Source organism: Flavisolibacter nicotianae, from assembly GCF_003628535.1.
Lineage (GTDB): Bacteria > Bacteroidota > Bacteroidia > Chitinophagales > Chitinophagaceae > Flavisolibacter > Flavisolibacter nicotianae.
In genome coordinates, this window is the sequence record NZ_RBCI01000010.1 from 122,168 (window position 1) to 140,760 (window position 18,593).

An 18,593-nucleotide genomic window follows, 5' to 3' on the forward strand; every position below is an offset into this window, starting at 1 on the left:
CCTTCATGGATTACAAACTCCTGGAAGAGGAAGAAGAAAGCAAAGGCTTTGATATCAAACGATATTTTGTAAAGCTGGGGAAGAATTCTATCTGGCTGATCATGAGTGTCGGCCTTCTTCTTGGCCTCGCCTACCTCTACCTGCGCTATACAATGCCGCTGTACCAGGTTTCGACCTATATACAATTAAAGGAGCCCTCCGATAACATTGCCATGATTGGCGGCTCGCCGTTTGCCTCGCCGGGGACCGGCCAGATGCTTAGCAGCAGCCTCTCCGATCCGGGGAACGAGATCTTTAAACTCCAGTCCAGCACGCTGGTGGGGAAAGTCGTTGATTCGCTTTGCCTGTATGTGGCGGCAGAGAAAAAAGGAAATGTACGGAACCAGGCAATCGGCATGGATGTATTGCCGGTGGAACTGCGTCTCGGGCGGGCCGATGCCGAGGCAAAAAAAGCCTTGTACATTCTTGCATTGTCCAACGAAAGCTATAGAATAAAAGATGGGAAAAACGAGTTGACCGGCCGGTATGAGGAACCTCTCATCATCAATGGCGACACACTTACGCTTCTGCGTAAAATGCCGTCTTCGGCCATCGGCGGAACATATGTGCTTCACCTGTACGATCGTTCAGGCACTATCGAACGGTATCGTTCACGGCTAAAGGTGGCCCCCGCTTCCAAAACGGCCGTGGGTATGCTTGAAGTTGCGGTAAAAGACGAATTGCCCTCACGTGCCAAACAGTTCATTGACGTGTTGATCCATTGTTACGACAAGGACAATACGGATTTCAGCAACCAGGCACTCCGGAAGGAAATGGACTTTCTTAATGACCGGCTCATCACCGTTCGGGCCGAACTGGAACAGCAGGAAAACACCGTCAAAAATTTCAAAGTCCAGAACAAGGTGACGGAAGTGTCGGCCAAGGCCAACCAGCTTTTGGGCAGCCTGTCGGTGATCGACTCGAAGCGGAATGACAATGAGCTGAAAAAAAGTTATTTGAACCTGGTGGAAGCCAATATGCGGGATATGAACGGCCGCGATCTGACACTTGCCAATGTGGGCGGTACGGAAGATCCACTCATTGCAGGACGAATTGAAAAGTACAATCAACTGATTGCCGAGAAAAAGAAAATCCAGGAAAATGGCGCTCCGCAGGATCCCAGGCTATCGGCCATCAATGCACAGATCGAAGATGCCCGGATGAACATTTCCCAAGCCATCAAAAATGCCCGCCGGGAAGTTAACGCCAGCGACCAGTTCCTGGCTTCGCAGGAAGCCCTGACAACCGGACGGTTTGTTGAGATGCCGGAAAAAGAAAAAGATTATGTACAGGTGAACCGGGTACTCAATATTAAACAGTCATTATACAATTTCCTGCTCCAGCGCAAAGAAGACAAAAACATTCAATTGGCTTCCAAAGAAATCGCCGAGTCGCGGATCGTCGACACAACGATCAACAATGCGCAGACGCCGCAGCCTTTCATCATCTACATCGCAGCACTGGTTATCGGTCTTGTAGTTCCTGCATCGGTGGTGCTTATTCGCCTGCTGCTAAACAAAAAAATCGAGACCCGTAAAGACGTTGAACTGCTAACTTCCCTGCCCATCGCCGGGGAGATTGGCAAAACAAAACGCGGCAATGAAATCGTTATCTCGGCGTCGGCGGCAACGTCGGAGGCCGAGCAGTTCCGCACCCTGCGCACCAACATATCTTATCTTTTACATGGTCCCGCACCGAAGGTGCTTTTGGTGACCTCCTCAGTCAGCGAAGAAGGGAAAAGCTTTGTGAGCCTGAACCTTGCCACGGGTCTTTCCATCAGCAACAAGCGGGTGGTTCTCCTGGACATGGACCTGCGTGACCCGGGCTTATCGCGAAAGCTGGGGCTGGAACAAACAAAGGGCATGACCAATTTCCTGACCGGAGAGAGTGATATGCAGTCGGTCATTCAGCCCCTGTCGCACGCCGAGAACCTGTTCTTCATCAGTGCCGGAACGCCCTTGCAGCCCAATACAGGCGAGCTGATTTTGAATGAACGGATGGATGACCTGTTTACTTATTTGAAGCAATTGTTCGATATCGTTGTGATTGATACGCCCCCGGTCGCACCCGTGTCGGATGCACTGACACTGGGTAAACTTGCCGACATGTCATTTTTTGTTATCCGGCACAATTTCACGCAACGCTCTGCACTGAAATTGATCAATAAACTCCATGCAGAGCACAAGCTTCCCTCGATCAACCTGGTCGTCAATGGCATCGAGAACAAAAAGGAATACAATTACGGCAACGATTTCAGTTATGGTTATGGCTATCCGAAAGAGCCCAAAAAGGTCAGGAAAATCGCTGGTGTCAATAAAGAAAGAGTTGTCTGATTCTGACAACCTGCTATGGCTGCAAATCCACGTTGTTTTCCCGTTCTTCAATCAAAGGCTGCGCAAGCAGAAGTGGTAGGTCGTGCCATCCAATTTTTTAAACATTTATTCATCGGATCTGTACTGGAGACGTAAAACCGGTTTGGAAAATTTTGTAAGACAGGCAAAATGAAACTCTCTTTTCGTAACAATTTCATCGGCTATTTTTCTTTCTATCACCGGTTGGTGGGAAACGGCATTTTTATCTACCTGGGGCTGAGTATCCTGATCAGTGTCATGGATGGTTTGGGACTTGCCATGTTCATCCCCTTGCTGGAATTTGTCAGTGATGAACACAAACAGGTCGATGGTGGAAAATCGTTGGGCCAGTTTCAGTTTATCATCAAGTTTATTCGCGGCCTGGGTTTCGATCTGAACATCACCGCCGTGCTGGCCGTTATCGCCGCGCTGTTTTTTTTGAAAGGCCTGTTGAAGTTTCTGCAATTAACCTATTACGCCGGCATGCGGCAAAGAGTTATCAACCGTATCCGTTACCAGTTGATCGATGATTTACAGGGCCTCAGTTACAGCGCCTTTTTACGGATGGATGCCGGCCGGATCCAAAATACGTTCACGCTGGAAGTGTCCCGCCTGTTCCTCGCCATGACATCTTACTTCAATGCGGCGCAGTATTTCTTTATGCTGTCTACCTATATCGTGCTGGCATTTCTGGCCAATTACCAGTTTGCGCTGCTTGTTTTTTTGGGTTCAGCACTCTTCAGCACCATCTATAAGCGGATATACCGGCGCACCAAAAATGCGTCGATCGAATTGTCGAAGAAAGGTACAGAGGTCGTTGGCTTTCTCATCCAGGCCGTGCATTCTTTCAAATACCTGAAAGCAACCAACACGTTTTCAAAATATGCGGATAAGCTTAAAAACGTGCTTGATCATTACGAGGGCTTAAACCGGAAGATGGGCAACATGAAAGCGATCGTATTAAGCATTAAAGAGCCCATTACCATCACCATTGTAAGCCTGGTGATTCTTCTCCAGATCAACTGGATGGGAACCGGGCTGAATACGATTTTATTGAGCCTGCTGCTTTTTTACCGGGCGCTGAGTTTTTTGGTGCAGGTCCAAAACGACTGGCAGGCATTCATTGAAAACATTGGCGGTATGCATGCCGTGTCGCGGGATGCGTTGCAGATGGCCGCCGAACAGGAAGTGCCGGCCGGCCGGCCATTCACGGGCATTCACCAACAGTTGCTCTTACAAAATGTAAGTCTCAACTACAATAAAGTAAAAGCGTTGGATGGGATCAACATTGAAATACCCTCCAAACAAACCATTGCGCTTATCGGTGAAAGCGGGTCGGGTAAAACGTCGATTGCCAATGTCATCGCGGGCCTGTTTGTACCATCCGAGGGTAAAGTATTGGTCGATGACGTGCCCCTGACCAAATTCGACCTGGGCAGCTACCGGCAAAAAATCGGCTACATCTCCCAGGAGTCGGTTGTTTTTAACGACAGCATTTATAACAACATCACCTTTTGGGCCGAACCCACGAAAGAAAACCGGGAACGATTTTACAAGGCGGTGGAAATGGCTTCGCTGCAGGAGTTCATCGATGCGCTTCCGGAAAAAGAATTTACACGGGTTGGCGACAATGGCATCCTCATCTCCGGCGGGCAAAAACAGCGAATTTCTATTGCACGGGAATTGTTCAAAAATTGCGAGTTACTGATCCTGGATGAAGCTACGTCTGCCCTTGATTCGGAAACGGAAAAAGTCATCCAGCAAAATATCAACCAGTTGCACGGCACGTATACCATGGTATTGATTGCCCACCGGTTGTCTACTATCAAAAGCGCCGACATCATTTACCTGATCGATGAAGGGAAAATCCTGGCTTCCGGAACTTTCGACGAGATGATCAGCAAATCTTCCCGGTTCCGGAAAATGGTCTCCTTACAGGCGGTTTAATTCGTTTCAGCGCATCGCCGTTTTTATCGTTTGCCTGCTTCCAAAAGAAATCAACTGCATATGATCCCCGTCACCAAACCTTTTCTTCCGCCGATTGAAGAATACCAGCCGTATGTAAAAGACATCTGGGACCGCCAGTGGCTTACCAACAATGGCCCACTCGTGAATGAACTGGAGTTAAGGCTTAAGCAGTACCTTGACCTGCCCCATATTTTGTACCTCTCGAGCGGAACGATTGCGTTGCAAATCGCAATCAGGGCACTGGATCTTCATGGTGAGATCATCACCACGCCGTTTTCGTTTATTGCCACCACCAGCAGCATTCTATGGGAAGGGTGCAAACCTGTCTTTGTGGATATCTGTCCCGAAACGCTCAACATCGATGTTTCGAAGATTGAGGATGCCATCACACCCCACACATCGGCGATCCTGGCAACGCATGTCTATGGCAATCCCTGCGATATCGATGCCATTGATGCCTTAGCGCAAAAGCACAATCTGAAAGTCATTTATGATGCCGCACATTGTTTTGGCACCAAATACAAAGGCAAATCAGTATACGGTTATGGCGATATCAGCGTTGCCAGTTTTCATGCTACCAAGTTGTATCATACGATCGAAGGCGGAGCTGTCTTTACTTCCTGTCCAGAGTTGTTGAAGAAGATGGCTTTCATGCGCAATTTCGGTTTCAATGGCCCGGAGGAGTTTGCCTGTCTCGGTATCAACGGGAAAAACTGCGAGCTGCATGCGGCGATGGGACTGGTAAATTTGAAATATGCCGATGCCATCCTGGAAAAACGCAGGGAGCTTTTCGCGTATTACACCGAAATGTTGAAAGGGCTTGACATGAAGCAGCAGGTGATTCAAAAAAATACCCAATACAATCATGCCTATTATCCCATTATACTTCCTTCGGAGGACTTGCTGGTGCGAATGGTAGAGATGCTGAATGCGCACTGGATTTTTCCGAGGCGGTATTTTTATCCGTCGCTGCACACCCTGTCGTTTGTCGACAGGTGCGAATGCGAGAATTGCCTGGATATTTCAAAACGCGTTTTGTGCCTTCCCCTGCACAACGACCTGTCGAAAGAAGAACTGCACCTGGTTATCCGCATCATGTTAAGAGTTCAAAATTATTAGGATGACGATCGCCCTGATGCAGCCGTACTTTTTTCCCTACATCGGACAGTTTCAGATCATCAATGCCGTCGACAGGTTCATCCTGGTGGATGAATTGCAACACATACAGGCCGGTTGGATACACCGCAACCGGATCCTGAAGCCAAACGGTGGGTGGCAGTACATTATCCTTCCGATCGGGAAGCATAAACTGCGATTGAACACGCTGATCAAAGACATCCAGATCGTGGAAAATGGCGACTGGAAACGCAGGATACTGGGGCAGGTCGAGCACTACAAAAAGATGGCGCCGTTTTACCGCGATGTGTGCAACGTGTTGCAGGAATGTTTTCGTTCCACGGAAAGAAACATTACCAAATTGAATGGAAGCTTTTTTAAAGTCGTGTGTGACTATCTCGGTATACCGTTCAACGTAGAGATTTCTTCCGAGTTGGATTTTGATTATTCAACCGTTACTGACAAGGAGGATCGCGGAATTAAAATGTGCCAGCAGATCGGCGCCTCCAGGCTGATCAACCCACCGGGCGGCATAAACCTTTACAGCAAGGAGAACTTCAGGCAGCACGGCGTGGAATTGGAATTTTTACAACCCGACCTCGGCGTTTACGACCAACGCAATGGAGGCTTTGAACCGGGATTGTCAATCATCGATGTCATGATGTTCAATTCCCCGGCCGAAATAAAAACAATGCTCAATGAATACCGGCTTTTATGAAAACAGGGAAGCGGAGAACGCCACTCTCGCCAGTGCCGGCATGAAGGAAGAAATTCATGCTTTTATTGCGGAAACGCAAAAAGAAAAGCCGTTCCTTCCGGCAGGGGTTGACCTGGCATCATATCTAGACAAGTTATTTGCTCATGCCGTTATTATTCCTTTTTTAGAGAAGGGATGCATTAAAGGCGTGATTGCTTTTTACTGCAATGATCTCGAAAACAAAAGGGCTTTTTTTTCAATGCTGGCCGTTGCTGCCGATCAACGGCGAAGGGGCGTCGGCTATTTCCTGATGGAAACCGCATTTCGTTTTTCGAAACTGAACGGCTGTGACACGGTGGAAGCCGACGTGTACAAGGACAACATAGAGTCCTTCAAAATGTGTGAAAAGCTGGGATTTGCCATCAAGGAAGACAAGGGCGATTTTTATGTACTGCAAAAGTTACTTGACTAAAGCGGGTTGCAGGCAATAATCCGTAACACGATGGCTTCGAAAGCAAAATTCAATCCGACTCTACCGGGAACAGCTTAACCATTAATTGACTGCTCATGACAAAAGTTTATTTCCCGAATTGTTTTGGTTTACGTTTCGTTGCTTCTTTGTTTGTGATCTGTTATCATATCGAGCAGGTCAAAGGCATTTTCAACATGCCGAATCATTTCAAAAATTTCTTTTTAAGCGCAATGGGCAATCTGAGTATCACGTCGTTTTACGTGCTGAGTGGCTTTCTGATCACCTACCTGTTAATGCAGGAAAAAAAAGAAACGGGCTCTGTCGATCTTAAGAAGTTTTATATCCGTCGTGCTCTGCGGATCTGGCCCTTGTATTATCTTGTCATTGGGTTAAGCCTGTTTGTGTTTCCGCACATTGATTATTTCTACCTGCCGAATCTCACTGAAAAACTGCACAACGATTTCGGGGTTAAAACGCTTTTATACATGCTGGCCCTGCCCAATGTCGTTATTATTCTTTATGGGATTGTTCCTTTTGCTTCGCAGAGCTGGTCAATTGGCGTGGAGGAGCAGTGCTATGTTCTTTGGCCTCTCATCTTGAAGCGGTTCAGGCAGCCGCACAAGGTTTTGGTGAGTGTCATTGGAATTTACCTGGCTGTAAAGTTTGGATTGATGGCATTGACAAAGGCCGGCTTCGTCTCTGCCGGCCTGACCCATTTTGCGTCGTTCTGGGGGACGTTCAGCATTGATTGTATCGCTATCGGAGGGCTGGCCGCCTGGATCGTGTTTGAAAAGAAGACCCGGGTGCTTTCAGTTGTTTTTAGCAGGTATACACAGATTGCACTGTACGGACTCATGGCTTTTTTGTTAATTGGCGGTTACACCGTTTACAAACCGCTGTTCTTTGAGTTTTATGCGGTGCTGTTTGCCGTGGTTATCCTAAACCTGGCGGCTAATAAGAGATCCATTTTATCTCTCGAAAATCGCCTGTTTAGCTACATGGGTAAGATCTCTTACGGCCTGTATATGTACCATGCCATAGCCATTGTCGTGGTCATTCGGCTGGTTATGACCTACGCACCTGGTAACACGTTTCTCCTTTATGCCGGCAGTTTTGCCGTCACGTTCGTCCTGGCAATCGCTTCGTATGAATTGTTTGAAAAGCGGTTCCTGCAGAAGAAAAAAATCTATTCAAAAGTCATCAGCGGCGAAACGGTGGAATTCCCGTTAGACAGCGTGCCCTCTCAGAATGATAGGGTTGTTCAGTCGCGTGTAATCACCAAACCCGTTGCCCCGGCGAATCCATAAACGTCAATGAATTTGATCTTTTTCCTGGTGCCTTCCTGCCGTACTATTGTTTGTTGCAGGTCACGTTTTTCACTGCAAAAAAAAATGTGCGCCGACAGCGTCGCCGGCAAAACAGTCTGCCTATGAAACTTGCAATCATGCAGCCGTACTTTTTTCCCTACATCGGGTATTTCCAGTTAATTAACGCAGCGGACCGGTTTATCCTGCTTGACGATGTTCAGTATATCCGGCATGGCTGGATTAACCGGAACCGGATTTTAAAACCTGAAGGGCCGGGCTTCAGTTACATCAGTCTGCAGTTGGCCAGTCATACCTCCAGGGCGATGATCAAAGACATTGAAGTCGTGAGCGAAAACGGATGGAAGGAAAAGATCGTCCGGCAACTGGACCATTACAAAAAAAAAGCACCTTACTACAAGGAAGTGCTGGACCTGTTGAAAACATGCTTTTCCTGCACGGAAACGAATATTGCAAGATTCAATGGGTGGTGCTTACAGAGCGTCTGTTCTTATATCGGGATCCATTTCAAAACAGAAATATCCTCTCAAATGAATCTTGATTACTCGCATGTTCATGCGCCGGGGCAGTGGGCCTTGCGCATTTGCGAGCAATTGGGTGGCACGGAATACCTGAACCCTTGCGGCGGAATGGAAATCTTCAATCGGAAACTGTATCAGTCCAGCAATGTATCGTTGCAATTTATGGCGCCGCAGATAGGTGAATACAATCAAAGTCGCGGGTTCTTTGAGCCCAACCTTTCCATCATCGATGTGTTGATGTTTAACTCGGCGGATGAGACAAAATCATTGTTATCAAAGTTTACTTACGCATGAAACCAATAGGCGGGTACTTTGAATTGGAATTGAAAAAAGGCAACGCCTGCTTCCATCAAACACCCTACACATTTAAAAGCGGCCGGTCGTCTTTGTATGCGATTTTATCGACAACAAAGCCCTCCTGCGTTTATATCCCGTTTTACATCTGTGGGGTCGTTTTTGAATCGTTTGCGATGGCAGGTGTTCCTTATAAATTTTACAGCCTTGATGAAAACCTGGAGCCCGCTCATTTGCCGGTACTGGAACAGGACGAATATGTTCTTTATGTGGATTATTTTGGGGTCAAAACGGCTTGCGTAGAACACTTGTCCGAGCGCCTTGGGCCCCGGTTGTTGGTCGATTGCACGCTTTCTTTTTTTACCGTTGGCAATGGCAAGTCCTGGTTTTTTAATTCCTGCAGAAAATTTTTCGGTGTTCCGGATGGTTCATTTTTATATACCCCGGATGGTATTGAAACAATGGTTTTGCAAACCCCCAACGAACAATATACCTGCAACCACCTTGTGAAACGCTTTAACGGCCACGTCCGGGAAGGGTATGTTTCATTCCTCGAAAATGAAGTATGGTGTGACGGCCAGGCGGTAGCAATGTCCCGGTTAAGTGAACACCTGCTTTCTTTAATTGACTATTCGGAGGTAGCGGAAAAAAGACGGTCGAATTTTCTTCACCTGGATTCATTGCTGGCTGGGTACAATCAGTTAAGTCTTTCATTACCCGACAGAGCCGTCCCCATGTATTACCCCTTTCTTCCCGACCGGCCCATCGACAAGACATTACTTTTCCGCGAAAATATTTTTATTCCAACATTCTGGAAAGACGTCCTGGAAAGGGATTCTGCGGGATATGACTTTGAAAAAATGCTTACGAGGAACCTGCTCCTGCTTCCTGTCGACCACCGTTATGACTGTGACGACATGAACAGAATGGTGGATATCCTAAAACAACTATTATGAGTAATTTGATTTACCTGCGGCCCTTGCAAATAAGCGATGCACAAATTTCTTACCAATGGCGCAACAATCCGGAGATCTGGAAATTGACCGGATCAAAGCCGGACCAGCATATAACGTCGGAAATGGAAACGGCCTGGCTGGCCGGCGTGTTGCGGCGAACAACTGACAAGCGATTTGCCATTTGCCTGAAGGAAACGAATCAATACATTGGAAATATTCATTTGGAAAACATCGAACTGTCGCAAGCGCAATACGGAGGCCTTTTCATCGGCGAGCCTTCCTATTGGAGCAAGGGCATCGGTACCCAGGCCAGCGCACTTCTCATTGACTATGCATTTGAAACTTTACAGGTGGAAAAGTTATATGGTTTTGTCCGGAAGGAACACAGCGCCTCCCGCCGCATGCTGGAGAAAGGTGGATTTGACGCCGTGGAGCAATCGGCTGCGTGGGTTAAAATTTCAATGGAAAGGACAGCCTGGCTTTCGCAGAAAACGCGGAAAGAAGTCGCAACTTCCCAATAGAGTCAATTGAATGCCGGCACGCAAAAAAATTGCCTTTCTACAGGGCAGTGTCGTCGGCTAATAAATGCAATGCAACCAAAATAAAAATTCTTTCGAATGACGCCACCGCTCGTGTCCATCGTAACCGTTACCTACAATCATGAGAACTACATCCGGCAGTGCCTGGAAGGGATCGTGATGCAGAAGACCACCTTTCCCATCGAGGTGATCGTCGGAGAGGACTGCTCCACCGACAACACCCGGGCCGTTGTCCGCGAATTCGAAGAACGCTATCCCGAAATTGTTAAACCAATTTATCACCAAACGAATGTGGGTGCAGGCAGAAATTTTTTTGAATTTTGCTATCCGAAATTGCAGGGTAAATATATCGCCATTTGTGAAGGCGACGATTACTGGACCGACCCGTACAAATTGCAAAAGCAGGTGGATTTCCTGGAACAAAACCAGAACTACGTCCTTTGCTTTCATCCACGTAGCATTGTTGACCAGGATAACCGGATGATTTATGAACAATTGCCCAAAAATTCCATAACGCTTTACCGCCCAAAAGATATTTTCCATGTTCACATTCCGACATTGACCGTTGTTTTCCGGTACTGTCACCAGATCGACATAAAGGCGATCCTGGAGCAAAAGCTATTTGGTGAATATTACTTTTTTTGGTTGTTCTCCCGCTACGGTGCTGCAGCCGACCTTGGCTTTGTAGGCGCCAACTACCGTCAACATACAGGTGGCCTTTATTCGGGCCTGACCAAAGCTGGGCAAAGCTTTATGGTCATCAGCGGATTCAAACAGGTGCGCAACTCGAATTTGTACGACAGCGACCAAAAGAAGGAAATAAAAAAGGAAATGCGTATCCGGAAAAAGCGCTTTTTAAAAACCATGCTGAAGAAAAAAGATTTCGTAAATGCCATAAAAATGGCGTTTACCTGAGTCCTGATACAAAGACTGCATTTCCACCAACCTAACTGAAATTTTTCAAACGATCGTTCGATGAAAACAATTCAACCCTTACTTTCTGTTTTAGTCATCACCTACAATCACGAGAACTATATCCGGCAGTGCCTGGAAGGGATCGTGATGCAGAAGACCACCTTTCCCATCGAGGTGATCGTCGGAGAGGACTGCTCCACCGACAACACCCGGGCCGTTGTCCGCGAATTCGAAGAACGATATCCCGATATGATCAAACCCGTTTACCACACAAAAAATGTGGGCGGCGGCAAAAATGCATACGAGTTTTGCTACCCGCTGATTAAAGGGGCCTATGTGGCGTTCTGTGAAGGCGACGATTACTGGACCGACCCGTATAAACTGCAAAAGCAGGTGGATTTTTTAGAACAGCATCCTGAATTTGTTTTGAGTTTCCATAAAGCAAACGTGGTAAACCATGCTGACCAAATCACAGTGCAGAAAACACCATCTAAAACGATCAAGACGTACAGCCCCAGCGATATTTTTCACATTCATATTCCAACCTTGTCGGCAGTTTTCCGGCACTGCATTCCAAAGATGCCAGATGATTTGCTGACAGTAAAGGGTGCTGACGCATTTGTCTTTGGCCTGCTTGCCCGTTTTGGCGGCGCTGCCGATCTTGGATTCGTAGGCGCCCATTACCGGAAACATGCGGGTGGTACGTTCTCGACAAAAAATGCAGTGCGGCAATACCGGCATGCACTGGAAACGCGGCAGATCATGAGAGAGAGTGCCGCATTTACCGACGAGCAGAAAAAGGAGATCGACAGGGAATTGCGCAGGCGTAAAAAGATGTATGCCAAAATCTGTCTGAAAAAGCGTGATGTCTACAATTGTGTCAGGTTTCTTTTAGCCTGACATGACTCTGCTATGACCCAACACAAATTTCGAAACATGTTTAGTGTTATCATTCCAACCTACAACCGCGAAGACCTTTTGCCCGTCGCTATTGAAAGCGTGATCCGGCAAACCTGCCCCGACTGGGAATTACTTATTATCGATGACGGATCTACCGACGGGTCCGAAGGCGTTGTGCAACACTATTTAGCTGACAGCCGGATCCGGTATTTTAAAAAAGAAAATTCGGGAGGGGCGCAGAGCCGCAATTTCGGTGTTTCACTAGCCAAAGGCGATTTCATTGTATTTCTCGACAGTGACGACGAAGCCTACCCGCACTGGCTCGAAACGGCGGCCGGCGTCATCAGGGAAGACACTGGTATTATCTGTGCCGGCGCCAACCGCAGGTTGTTGGATGGAACCATCATTGAAGAACCGCCTTATGCAATCAATGTTTATGGCGAGAAAGTGAAGGTCAAGTTTACGGCCGGTTCCTTATTCATCAAACGGGAACTGTTCCTTGAGTCGGGCGGTTACGATATGGAAATGCCCAGCGGTTTGCAGTCGCAGTTGGGATATACGCTGCTGCCTTACCTGCATCAATCACACCTGAAGATCGTGACCATCGATCAGTGCCTGGTGCAGATCAACATCCACAACGGGCAGAGGGCCAGGACTCAATGGGGCGAACTAACGGTCGATTGCCTGCGGTTCGTTAACAAATTCCATCCGTATTTCGAAAAATGGGACCGGCGGGAATTATCCAACAACTATACGGTCATTGCCTTTTATAATTACAAGGCCGGGCAAAGGAAACCGGCGATGAGCCACCTGGTCAGAGCCATCCGGTACAGGCCGCAACGGGTATCAAATTATTTACGGCTGGTGAAGTATACGCTTGGATAAGCATTGAAGAATAACCTCCTGCACCGCCAATTCCGCGATCTCTTTTGAAAGAGCTCAGGTGATCCGTCGAAAATATGGCTGCCAATTTTCTACTTTTTTACTTACCAAAACAATCAGCGTTATGCAGAACATATTTAAAAAGATAGCAGCGTCGCTTCGTTTCCGTTGGCAGAAAAGACTGCTGGACCCGCTGGCGGTACGGTTTGAAAAATTGACCTTCCCATCGATGGAGCGGCTGGTAAAAAAACGTTCAAAAGTTGGCGACCATACATTTTTTCGCAAGGAAGAATTTCCCTGGGTGAAGGAACTGGAAGCCAGTTGGCAGGACATACGACGCGAACTCGACGCCGTGCTAACGGTGGACGCCGATATCCCGTCATTCCAAGACGTTTCCTCACCGCAAATGCAGCTGACGCAGGACAACAAATGGCGAACCTTTTTCTTTTATTTCTATGGCCACCGGCGCGATGAAAATTGCCACCGCTGCCCGCGAACGATTGAACTGCTGAAAAAGATACCGGATATGAAGACCGCTTTCTTTTCAATTCTTTCTCCGAACAAACATATTCCGCCACACCGGGGACCCTATAACGGCGTGCTCCGGCTTCACCTCGGCTTGCGCATTCCGGTTGACCGAATGAATTGCAAAATCCGTGTGGGCAACGACTTCGGTTACTGGCAGCAGGGCGAGGCACTGATCTTTGACGATTCGTACGAGCATGAAGTGTGGAACGATACAGAGGAAATCCGCGTGGTGCTGTTCGTCGATTTTGTACGGCCCCTTCCGCAACCGGCCGCTCTTCTTAACAAACTTTACATCCGCTACATTGCCGGGTCGAAGTTTATCCAGGATGCTGTGGGTAACCTGAACAAGATCAAGGACGAAAAACATGTAAAAGAAATCAGGCCGCAACAGCAGGCAGTCTCGTAATGGAAACGTTTACAAAAGAAGCGGTGCATATTCGAACAAAAGAAGGCAAGGCCTGGCCGAAGGTTTTGTTTGTCATCGACACCCTCGAATTCGGCGGCGCCGAACAAAGCCTGTTGGAAAACGCAAAGCGATTCACGTGGCTTGAGCCGGTCATTTGCCATATCTATCGTGGCGAAACGCTCAAGCCAATGTTTGTTGAAAATGGAATCAGGGTGCATTCGTTCAACATCACAAAAAAATATGGTTTCCGGCAAGCGCATGCCTTGCTGCATGCGCTGGTGAAAGCCGAAAAACCCGATTTGCTGGTTGCTTACCTGACCCGGTCCGAACTATTGACAAGGATGGTGGCAAGGCAGTGCCGGCTCTCGGTTGTTGGCACTTTTGTAAACGACCTGTACTCGGCGACGTACAACCGTAATTTGTCGTGGACATCAAAAATTGTTGTCCGGGTTTTTAAATGGGCCAACAGGTTCACCAGCCGTTTTTGCTGTGGTTTTGTTGCCAATTCGCTTGCTGTAAAAGAAGCCAATGCCCGGTGGCTGGCTATTCCCGCAGAAAAAATCACAGTAATCAATCGAGGACGAAACAGTGCTACGATCAAGCGGAAGGAAAATTTTCAGGGATCGGGGCAGGCAATCCGTTTTGTCAATGTTGCCCGGTTGTTTTCCATAAAAAACCATCAGCAACTGATTCTCGGCTTTAGCGGGTTTGTCGCGAAATCGCCGTTTTCAACCCTGTACGTTATTGGCGAGGGGCCAATGCGTAATGAATTGACAGGGCTGATCGCAGACCTTGCTCTTGAAAACAATGTTTTTCTCCTGGGTTCACGCAACGATGTGCCCGAAATACTGTCCAACTACGACTGTTTTGTTTTCCCGTCGCTAAGTGAAGGTTTCAGCGGTGCCATCGTGGAAGCCATGTTTGCTGGCCTTCCGGTTCTTGCTTCCGATATCCCACCAAACCAGGAAGCCATCACGCACCTCGAGACAGGTTATCTTTTCCAGCAGGGATCGGCCGATGCGATTGAAAAAGCCCTCTGCTGGTTCAACGACAACCGGCTGGTAGCCGAAGGCCTGGCGCAGCAAGCTTATGTCTTCGCCAAAGAAAATTTTGAACTGGAAAAGATTGCCGAGACGTTTGAATCGTATTTGCAAACACTCATCGCCAGCCAACCATGAAAATTCTCCAGCTCATCCAAAAGCCACAGCGAAGAGGTGCCGAATTGTTCACCGCGCAACTGTCATCGCATATCAATGCGGCAGGACACGAAGCCGTGTTGGTTTTCTTGTACGAGGGTGAGGCGGACTTACCCTTTAGCGGAAAAATGTATCATCTGTGCGGAAGGCCGGGACGTCGCTTTGTTGATTTCAACGCATGGCGACGGTTGGCACAAATCATCGCCAAAGAAAAGCCTGACATTATCCAGGCCAATGCCGGCGACACGCTAAAATACGCTGTCTTTTCCCGCTTGCTTTTCCGCTGGAAGCAGCCGATCATTTTTCGCAATGCAAGTACCATCAGCCTTTACATCAAGGGCAGCATGGCTGTACGCTGGAATGCGCTTTTTTTCCGGCCTACAGCGAAAGTTATATCTGTCAGCCATGCGTCGGCTACTGATTTCGGACGCTTGTTTCCGGCATGCCGGGCTAAGATCAGTGTCATTCCAGTAGGAGTAGAGGACGTCCCTGATTCGATGCGGGAAAAAGCTGCTGGAAAAAATGTGCTGCAGCATAGCACTAACGGGCCGGCATTCATTCATGTGGGCGGCTTTACGTTTGAGAAAAACCACGAAGGGCTGCTGTCTATTTTTGAAAAAATTCTCCGTGACCAGCCAGACGCCAGTCTGCACCTGGTTGGTGATGGTCCCCTGCGGAAAAAAATAGAAACCCTTACCCAACAAAAAGGACTTGCCGCGCAGGTCCGGTTTTATGGCTTGCGCACGGATGTCCTGCCACTGGTCAGCGCCGCAACTGTGCTTTTACTCCCCAGTAAGATCGAAGGTTTGCCGGGGGTGTTGCTGGAGGCCTTTCTCTGCCGGACTCCCGTCGTGGCATTTGACGTGGGCGGGATCAGCGAAGTGGTACAAAACGGCCAAACCGGTTGGCTGGTAAAAGGTGGTGATAACGATGCTTTTGCCCTTGCAGCGTTGGATGCTGCAAGCGACACTCCCGGCAATATGAAGTTGGTGCAAAATGCTTTTGCACTGGTTCGATCCCGTTACCTGAGTCGTCAAATCGGCCAACAGTTTCTTTCGTGTTATGCTTCTTTGCTTCACAACGAGATAACCTCCCATCATTCTATCGGAACAACGAATGGCACTACGCCAATTGATGACGCCAACAACCTTGTCAATGAAAACACCTTATCCGGTATTGCACATCATTAAATCGCTTGGGCGTGGCGGGGCAGAAACCCTGTTGCCCGAAACCCTGGGCAAGCATGACAGGGAAAAATATTGTTTCCACTACATTTATTTTCTTCCCTGGAAGCACCAGATGGTGGCTGAAATTGAGGCCGCAGGCGGAAAAGTAACCTGCCTTCCGGCCAAAAATAACCTGGAGATCCTGCGGCAGGTTTTCCGGATTGTACAGTATGTGCGGCAGAACGGCATCAGGCTAATTCATTGCCATCTTCCCTGGGCAGGAATTGTCGGTCGAATTGCCGGCAAGCTGGCGGGTGTGCCCGTGGTATACACGGAGCACAATACCTGGGATAAATACCACAAGCTGACCTTCTTCGTTAACAAGCTGAGTTTTTCGGCGCAAACGAAAGTGATTGCCGTTTCGGACGACGTGGCACAATCCATCAAAACGCATTACTCCAAAAAAAGGCCGCAGGTACAGGTGATCAAGAACGGCATCAATACCGAGAAGTACTCCCATGATGTTCCCGTTCACCGCGACATTCGCCGTGAATTGAATATTCCGCCTGGCTCGATTGTCATCGGTACAGCCTGTGTGTTCCGCCATCAAAAACGCCTGGACACCTGGCTCGAAATTGCGAAGGCCGTGCACGATCGTTGTCCTTATACCCGATTCATTGTTGCGGGTGATGGGCTGTTACGCGACGTGGTGCATCAGAAAGCCCGGGACTTGCAACTCCTGGATGTCGTCCACTTTCCCGGGTTGCAGGCAGAGATCAGGCCTTACCTCGATGCAATGGATGTTTTTATGATGAGTTCTGCATTTGAAGGGCTGCCGATAGGCCTCCTCGAAGCCATGAGCATGGGCTGCATGCCTGCTTGCACAGATGCCGGTGGCATACCCGAACTGGTGGAGAAAGACAGGAATGGAATTCTTGTACCCGTCGAACAACCTATGGAGATGGTGGATCGCCTAGTTGCCTATCTGCAGCAACCAGCGAAAATAAAACGTCTCGGCGCAGCCGCACGGCAAACGGTGGTCCGTTATTTCAGCCTGCAAAAGATGGTAACCGAGTTGGAAAATGTGTACGATAACCTCCTAACCTAAACGGGTGATTGGCGCTTTCTTGTTAATGCTTGTGCTTTTCCTGATCAATCGCCCCATTTTGGATGCGATCAGGGGACGGCTTCGGTGGTTCCGGCCGGGGCTTATGGCAAAACTATACTGGTACCACATGCTCTTTGCCGCCGTCTATTATATTTCCGTCCTGTATGCGCCTTCCGATTCCGTGCAGTATTATTTGCAACCACAGGTGGCCTATGCAAACTGGTTTGAAGCCTATGATACCGGAACTGGATTCATGCATTTCCTGGCCTACCCGTTTATCAACTACTTTGGTTTTAGTTACGAAATGATGATGGTGCTGTTTGCCGGCATGGGGTATTGGGGTTTCGTTTGTTTTTACATTTTTTTTAAAGAGAATGTCCGCTTCCGCCACCTGTGGAAAGGCTACGACCTCATAACGATTTTCCTGTTTCTTCCGAACATGCATTACTGGAGTGCTTCGCTGGGAAAGGGAGCCGTTATTTTCCTTGGGCTTGGCCTTGCGGTGTATGGTTTCAGTCGAATCGGTTCGCGAAAGGTGGCGCTGGTTCTGGGCCTGGCACTCGTTTACCATGTGCGGCCACACATCTTCCTGGTGCTTGCAGCCGGTATAGTTGCTGGTCTTTTAACGGGCCGGCAGAAAGTGCCGCTTTACCAGAAAGTGCTGGTACTGGGTGGTGGCGCCGTCGCTTTGTTCTTTCTGTACGATAAGATCCTGGCCTTTGCCCAGGTGGATGCAGACAACCTCGTGAGCAGTTTTGGCGAACTGGCCAACAAGCGGGCTGCGGACCTGGCGAAATCGGGATCGGGGATTGATATTTCCAGCTATCCCTACCCCCTAAAGCTTTTGACCTTTTGGTTCCGACCGCTTTTTGTAGATGCGCCTTCGCTACCGGGAATGATGGTGTCGATGGAAAACCTGTTCTACATTGTTTTAGCCTGTAAAATGTTTCAAAAGGGGTTTGGAAAATTTATGTCCCGCAGTTCGGCGCTGGTAAAAACAAGTGCGGTAATTTTCCTGGGCACCTCGCTGGCACTTTGCGGCACGTTGTCCAACCTCGGCCTGATCATCCGGCAGAAAACCATGATCACGTATTTTTTTCTTTTTGTGATTATCTCTTACCTCGACGACCGGAAACTAAAGCGCCTGCGTTCGAGGCAAATCAAAGCGGCGGCTGAGACAACGGCTGCACCTGCATACGCAATAAACTGAACGG

The 18,593-nt window shown here is 48.4% G+C and carries 17 protein-coding genes; all 17 read left to right on the forward strand.

Features of this window, described 5'->3' with window-relative positions; all coding sequences use genetic code 11:
• Positions 1-5: 5 nt before the first annotated feature.
• The 17 genes from D6024_RS20635 (at position 6) to D6024_RS20715 (ending at position 18,589) form a co-directional block, all read left to right on the forward strand.
• On the forward strand, positions 6-2,372 hold the full coding sequence (locus D6024_RS20635) for a GumC family protein (RefSeq protein ID WP_121356686.1): 2,367 nt from the start codon (positions 6-8) through the stop codon (positions 2,370-2,372).
• Between the two features lie 168 nt (positions 2,373-2,540).
• Positions 2,541-4,337: an ABC transporter ATP-binding protein gene (locus tag D6024_RS20640; protein ID WP_121356688.1), complete on the forward strand. Its 1,797-nt coding sequence runs from the start codon at positions 2,541-2,543 to the stop codon at positions 4,335-4,337.
• Positions 4,338-4,397: 60 nt separating this feature from the next.
• A complete protein-coding gene (locus D6024_RS20645; RefSeq protein WP_121356689.1) occupies positions 4,398-5,477 on the forward strand; it encodes a DegT/DnrJ/EryC1/StrS family aminotransferase in 1,080 nt (359 codons plus the stop codon).
• A 1-nt stretch (position 5,478) separates the two neighbouring features.
• Complete coding sequence (locus D6024_RS20650; protein WP_121356691.1) at positions 5,479-6,192, forward strand: WbqC family protein; 714 nt, start codon at positions 5,479-5,481, stop codon at positions 6,190-6,192.
• Positions 6,173-6,643 carry a GNAT family N-acetyltransferase gene (locus tag D6024_RS20655; RefSeq protein ID WP_121356693.1) on the forward strand — a complete coding sequence of 157 codons (471 nt, stop codon included), beginning with the start codon at positions 6,173-6,175 and terminating at the stop codon, positions 6,641-6,643. Before D6024_RS20650 ends, D6024_RS20655 begins: the two co-directional genes overlap by 20 nt.
• Before the next feature lie 95 nt (positions 6,644-6,738).
• Positions 6,739-7,950 carry an acyltransferase family protein gene (locus tag D6024_RS20660; RefSeq protein ID WP_121356695.1) on the forward strand — a complete coding sequence of 404 codons (1,212 nt, stop codon included), beginning with the start codon at positions 6,739-6,741 and terminating at the stop codon, positions 7,948-7,950.
• A gap of 122 nt (positions 7,951-8,072) precedes the next feature.
• Positions 8,073-8,783, forward strand: coding sequence for a WbqC family protein (locus D6024_RS20665; protein ID WP_121356697.1), 711 nt, complete (start codon positions 8,073-8,075; stop codon positions 8,781-8,783).
• Positions 8,780-9,739 (forward strand): hypothetical protein, encoded by a 960-nt coding sequence (locus D6024_RS20670; protein WP_121356698.1) that lies wholly within the window; start codon positions 8,780-8,782, stop codon positions 9,737-9,739. Before D6024_RS20665 ends, D6024_RS20670 begins: the two co-directional genes overlap by 4 nt.
• Entirely contained in the window at positions 9,736-10,260 is a 525-nt protein-coding gene (locus D6024_RS20675; protein ID WP_121356699.1) for a GNAT family N-acetyltransferase, read from the forward strand. The genes D6024_RS20670 and D6024_RS20675 overlap by 4 nt, the downstream gene beginning before the upstream one ends.
• A 96-nt stretch (positions 10,261-10,356) precedes the next feature.
• Positions 10,357-11,193, forward strand: coding sequence for a glycosyltransferase family 2 protein (locus D6024_RS20680; protein WP_121356701.1), 837 nt, complete (start codon positions 10,357-10,359; stop codon positions 11,191-11,193).
• A 60-nt stretch (positions 11,194-11,253) separates the two neighbouring features.
• Positions 11,254-12,093 carry a glycosyltransferase family 2 protein gene (locus tag D6024_RS20685; RefSeq protein WP_121356703.1) on the forward strand — a complete coding sequence of 280 codons (840 nt, stop codon included), beginning with the start codon at positions 11,254-11,256 and terminating at the stop codon, positions 12,091-12,093.
• 36 nt (positions 12,094-12,129) lie between these two features.
• Positions 12,130-12,978, forward strand: coding sequence for a glycosyltransferase family A protein (locus tag D6024_RS20690; RefSeq protein WP_121356705.1), 849 nt, complete (start codon positions 12,130-12,132; stop codon positions 12,976-12,978).
• A gap of 121 nt (positions 12,979-13,099) precedes the next feature.
• Positions 13,100-13,909 (forward strand): aspartyl/asparaginyl beta-hydroxylase domain-containing protein, encoded by an 810-nt coding sequence (locus tag D6024_RS20695; RefSeq protein WP_121356706.1) that lies wholly within the window; start codon positions 13,100-13,102, stop codon positions 13,907-13,909.
• Positions 13,909-15,087, forward strand: a complete 1,179-nt coding sequence (locus tag D6024_RS20700; RefSeq protein WP_121356708.1) for a glycosyltransferase — start codon at positions 13,909-13,911, stop codon at positions 15,085-15,087. The genes D6024_RS20695 and D6024_RS20700 overlap by 1 nt, the downstream gene beginning before the upstream one ends.
• The gene (locus D6024_RS20705; RefSeq protein ID WP_121356710.1) at positions 15,084-16,295 is read left to right on the forward strand and encodes a glycosyltransferase; all 1,212 of its coding nucleotides are present in this window, start codon (positions 15,084-15,086) and stop codon (positions 16,293-16,295) included. The genes D6024_RS20700 and D6024_RS20705 overlap by 4 nt, the downstream gene beginning before the upstream one ends.
• The gene (locus D6024_RS20710; RefSeq protein ID WP_240410109.1) at positions 16,261-17,379 is read left to right on the forward strand and encodes a glycosyltransferase; all 1,119 of its coding nucleotides are present in this window, start codon (positions 16,261-16,263) and stop codon (positions 17,377-17,379) included. The genes D6024_RS20705 and D6024_RS20710 overlap by 35 nt, the downstream gene beginning before the upstream one ends.
• Positions 17,380-17,482: 103 nt before the next feature.
• The gene (locus D6024_RS20715) at positions 17,483-18,589 is read left to right on the forward strand and encodes a hypothetical protein (RefSeq protein ID WP_162944905.1); all 1,107 of its coding nucleotides are present in this window, start codon (positions 17,483-17,485) and stop codon (positions 18,587-18,589) included.
• Positions 18,590-18,593: the final 4 nt, after the last annotated feature.

Excerpts from the sequence above, each read along its gene's own strand:
- D6024_RS20635 (WP_121356686.1), top strand. The coding sequence starts at position 6 with ATGGATTACAAACTCCTGGAAGAGGAAGAAGAAAGCAAAGGCTTTGAT.
- D6024_RS20640 (WP_121356688.1), top strand. The coding sequence starts at position 2,541 with ATGAAACTCTCTTTTCGTAACAATTTCATCGGCTATTTTTCTTTCTAT.
- D6024_RS20645 (WP_121356689.1), top strand. The coding sequence starts at position 4,398 with ATGATCCCCGTCACCAAACCTTTTCTTCCGCCGATTGAAGAATACCAG.
- D6024_RS20650 (WP_121356691.1), top strand. The coding sequence starts at position 5,479 with ATGACGATCGCCCTGATGCAGCCGTACTTTTTTCCCTACATCGGACAG.
- D6024_RS20655 (WP_121356693.1), top strand. The coding sequence starts at position 6,173 with ATGAATACCGGCTTTTATGAAAACAGGGAAGCGGAGAACGCCACTCTC.
- D6024_RS20660 (WP_121356695.1), top strand. The coding sequence starts at position 6,739 with ATGACAAAAGTTTATTTCCCGAATTGTTTTGGTTTACGTTTCGTTGCT.
- D6024_RS20665 (WP_121356697.1), top strand. The coding sequence starts at position 8,073 with ATGAAACTTGCAATCATGCAGCCGTACTTTTTTCCCTACATCGGGTAT.
- D6024_RS20670 (WP_121356698.1), top strand. The coding sequence starts at position 8,780 with ATGAAACCAATAGGCGGGTACTTTGAATTGGAATTGAAAAAAGGCAAC.
- D6024_RS20675 (WP_121356699.1), top strand. The coding sequence starts at position 9,736 with ATGAGTAATTTGATTTACCTGCGGCCCTTGCAAATAAGCGATGCACAA.
- D6024_RS20680 (WP_121356701.1), top strand. The coding sequence starts at position 10,357 with ATGACGCCACCGCTCGTGTCCATCGTAACCGTTACCTACAATCATGAG.
- D6024_RS20685 (WP_121356703.1), top strand. The coding sequence starts at position 11,254 with ATGAAAACAATTCAACCCTTACTTTCTGTTTTAGTCATCACCTACAAT.
- D6024_RS20690 (WP_121356705.1), top strand. The coding sequence starts at position 12,130 with ATGTTTAGTGTTATCATTCCAACCTACAACCGCGAAGACCTTTTGCCC.
- D6024_RS20695 (WP_121356706.1), top strand. The coding sequence starts at position 13,100 with ATGCAGAACATATTTAAAAAGATAGCAGCGTCGCTTCGTTTCCGTTGG.
- D6024_RS20700 (WP_121356708.1), top strand. The coding sequence starts at position 13,909 with ATGGAAACGTTTACAAAAGAAGCGGTGCATATTCGAACAAAAGAAGGC.
- D6024_RS20705 (WP_121356710.1), top strand. The coding sequence starts at position 15,084 with ATGAAAATTCTCCAGCTCATCCAAAAGCCACAGCGAAGAGGTGCCGAA.
- D6024_RS20710 (WP_240410109.1), top strand. The coding sequence starts at position 16,261 with ATGAAAACACCTTATCCGGTATTGCACATCATTAAATCGCTTGGGCGT.
- D6024_RS20715 (WP_162944905.1), top strand. The coding sequence starts at position 17,483 with ATGGCAAAACTATACTGGTACCACATGCTCTTTGCCGCCGTCTATTAT.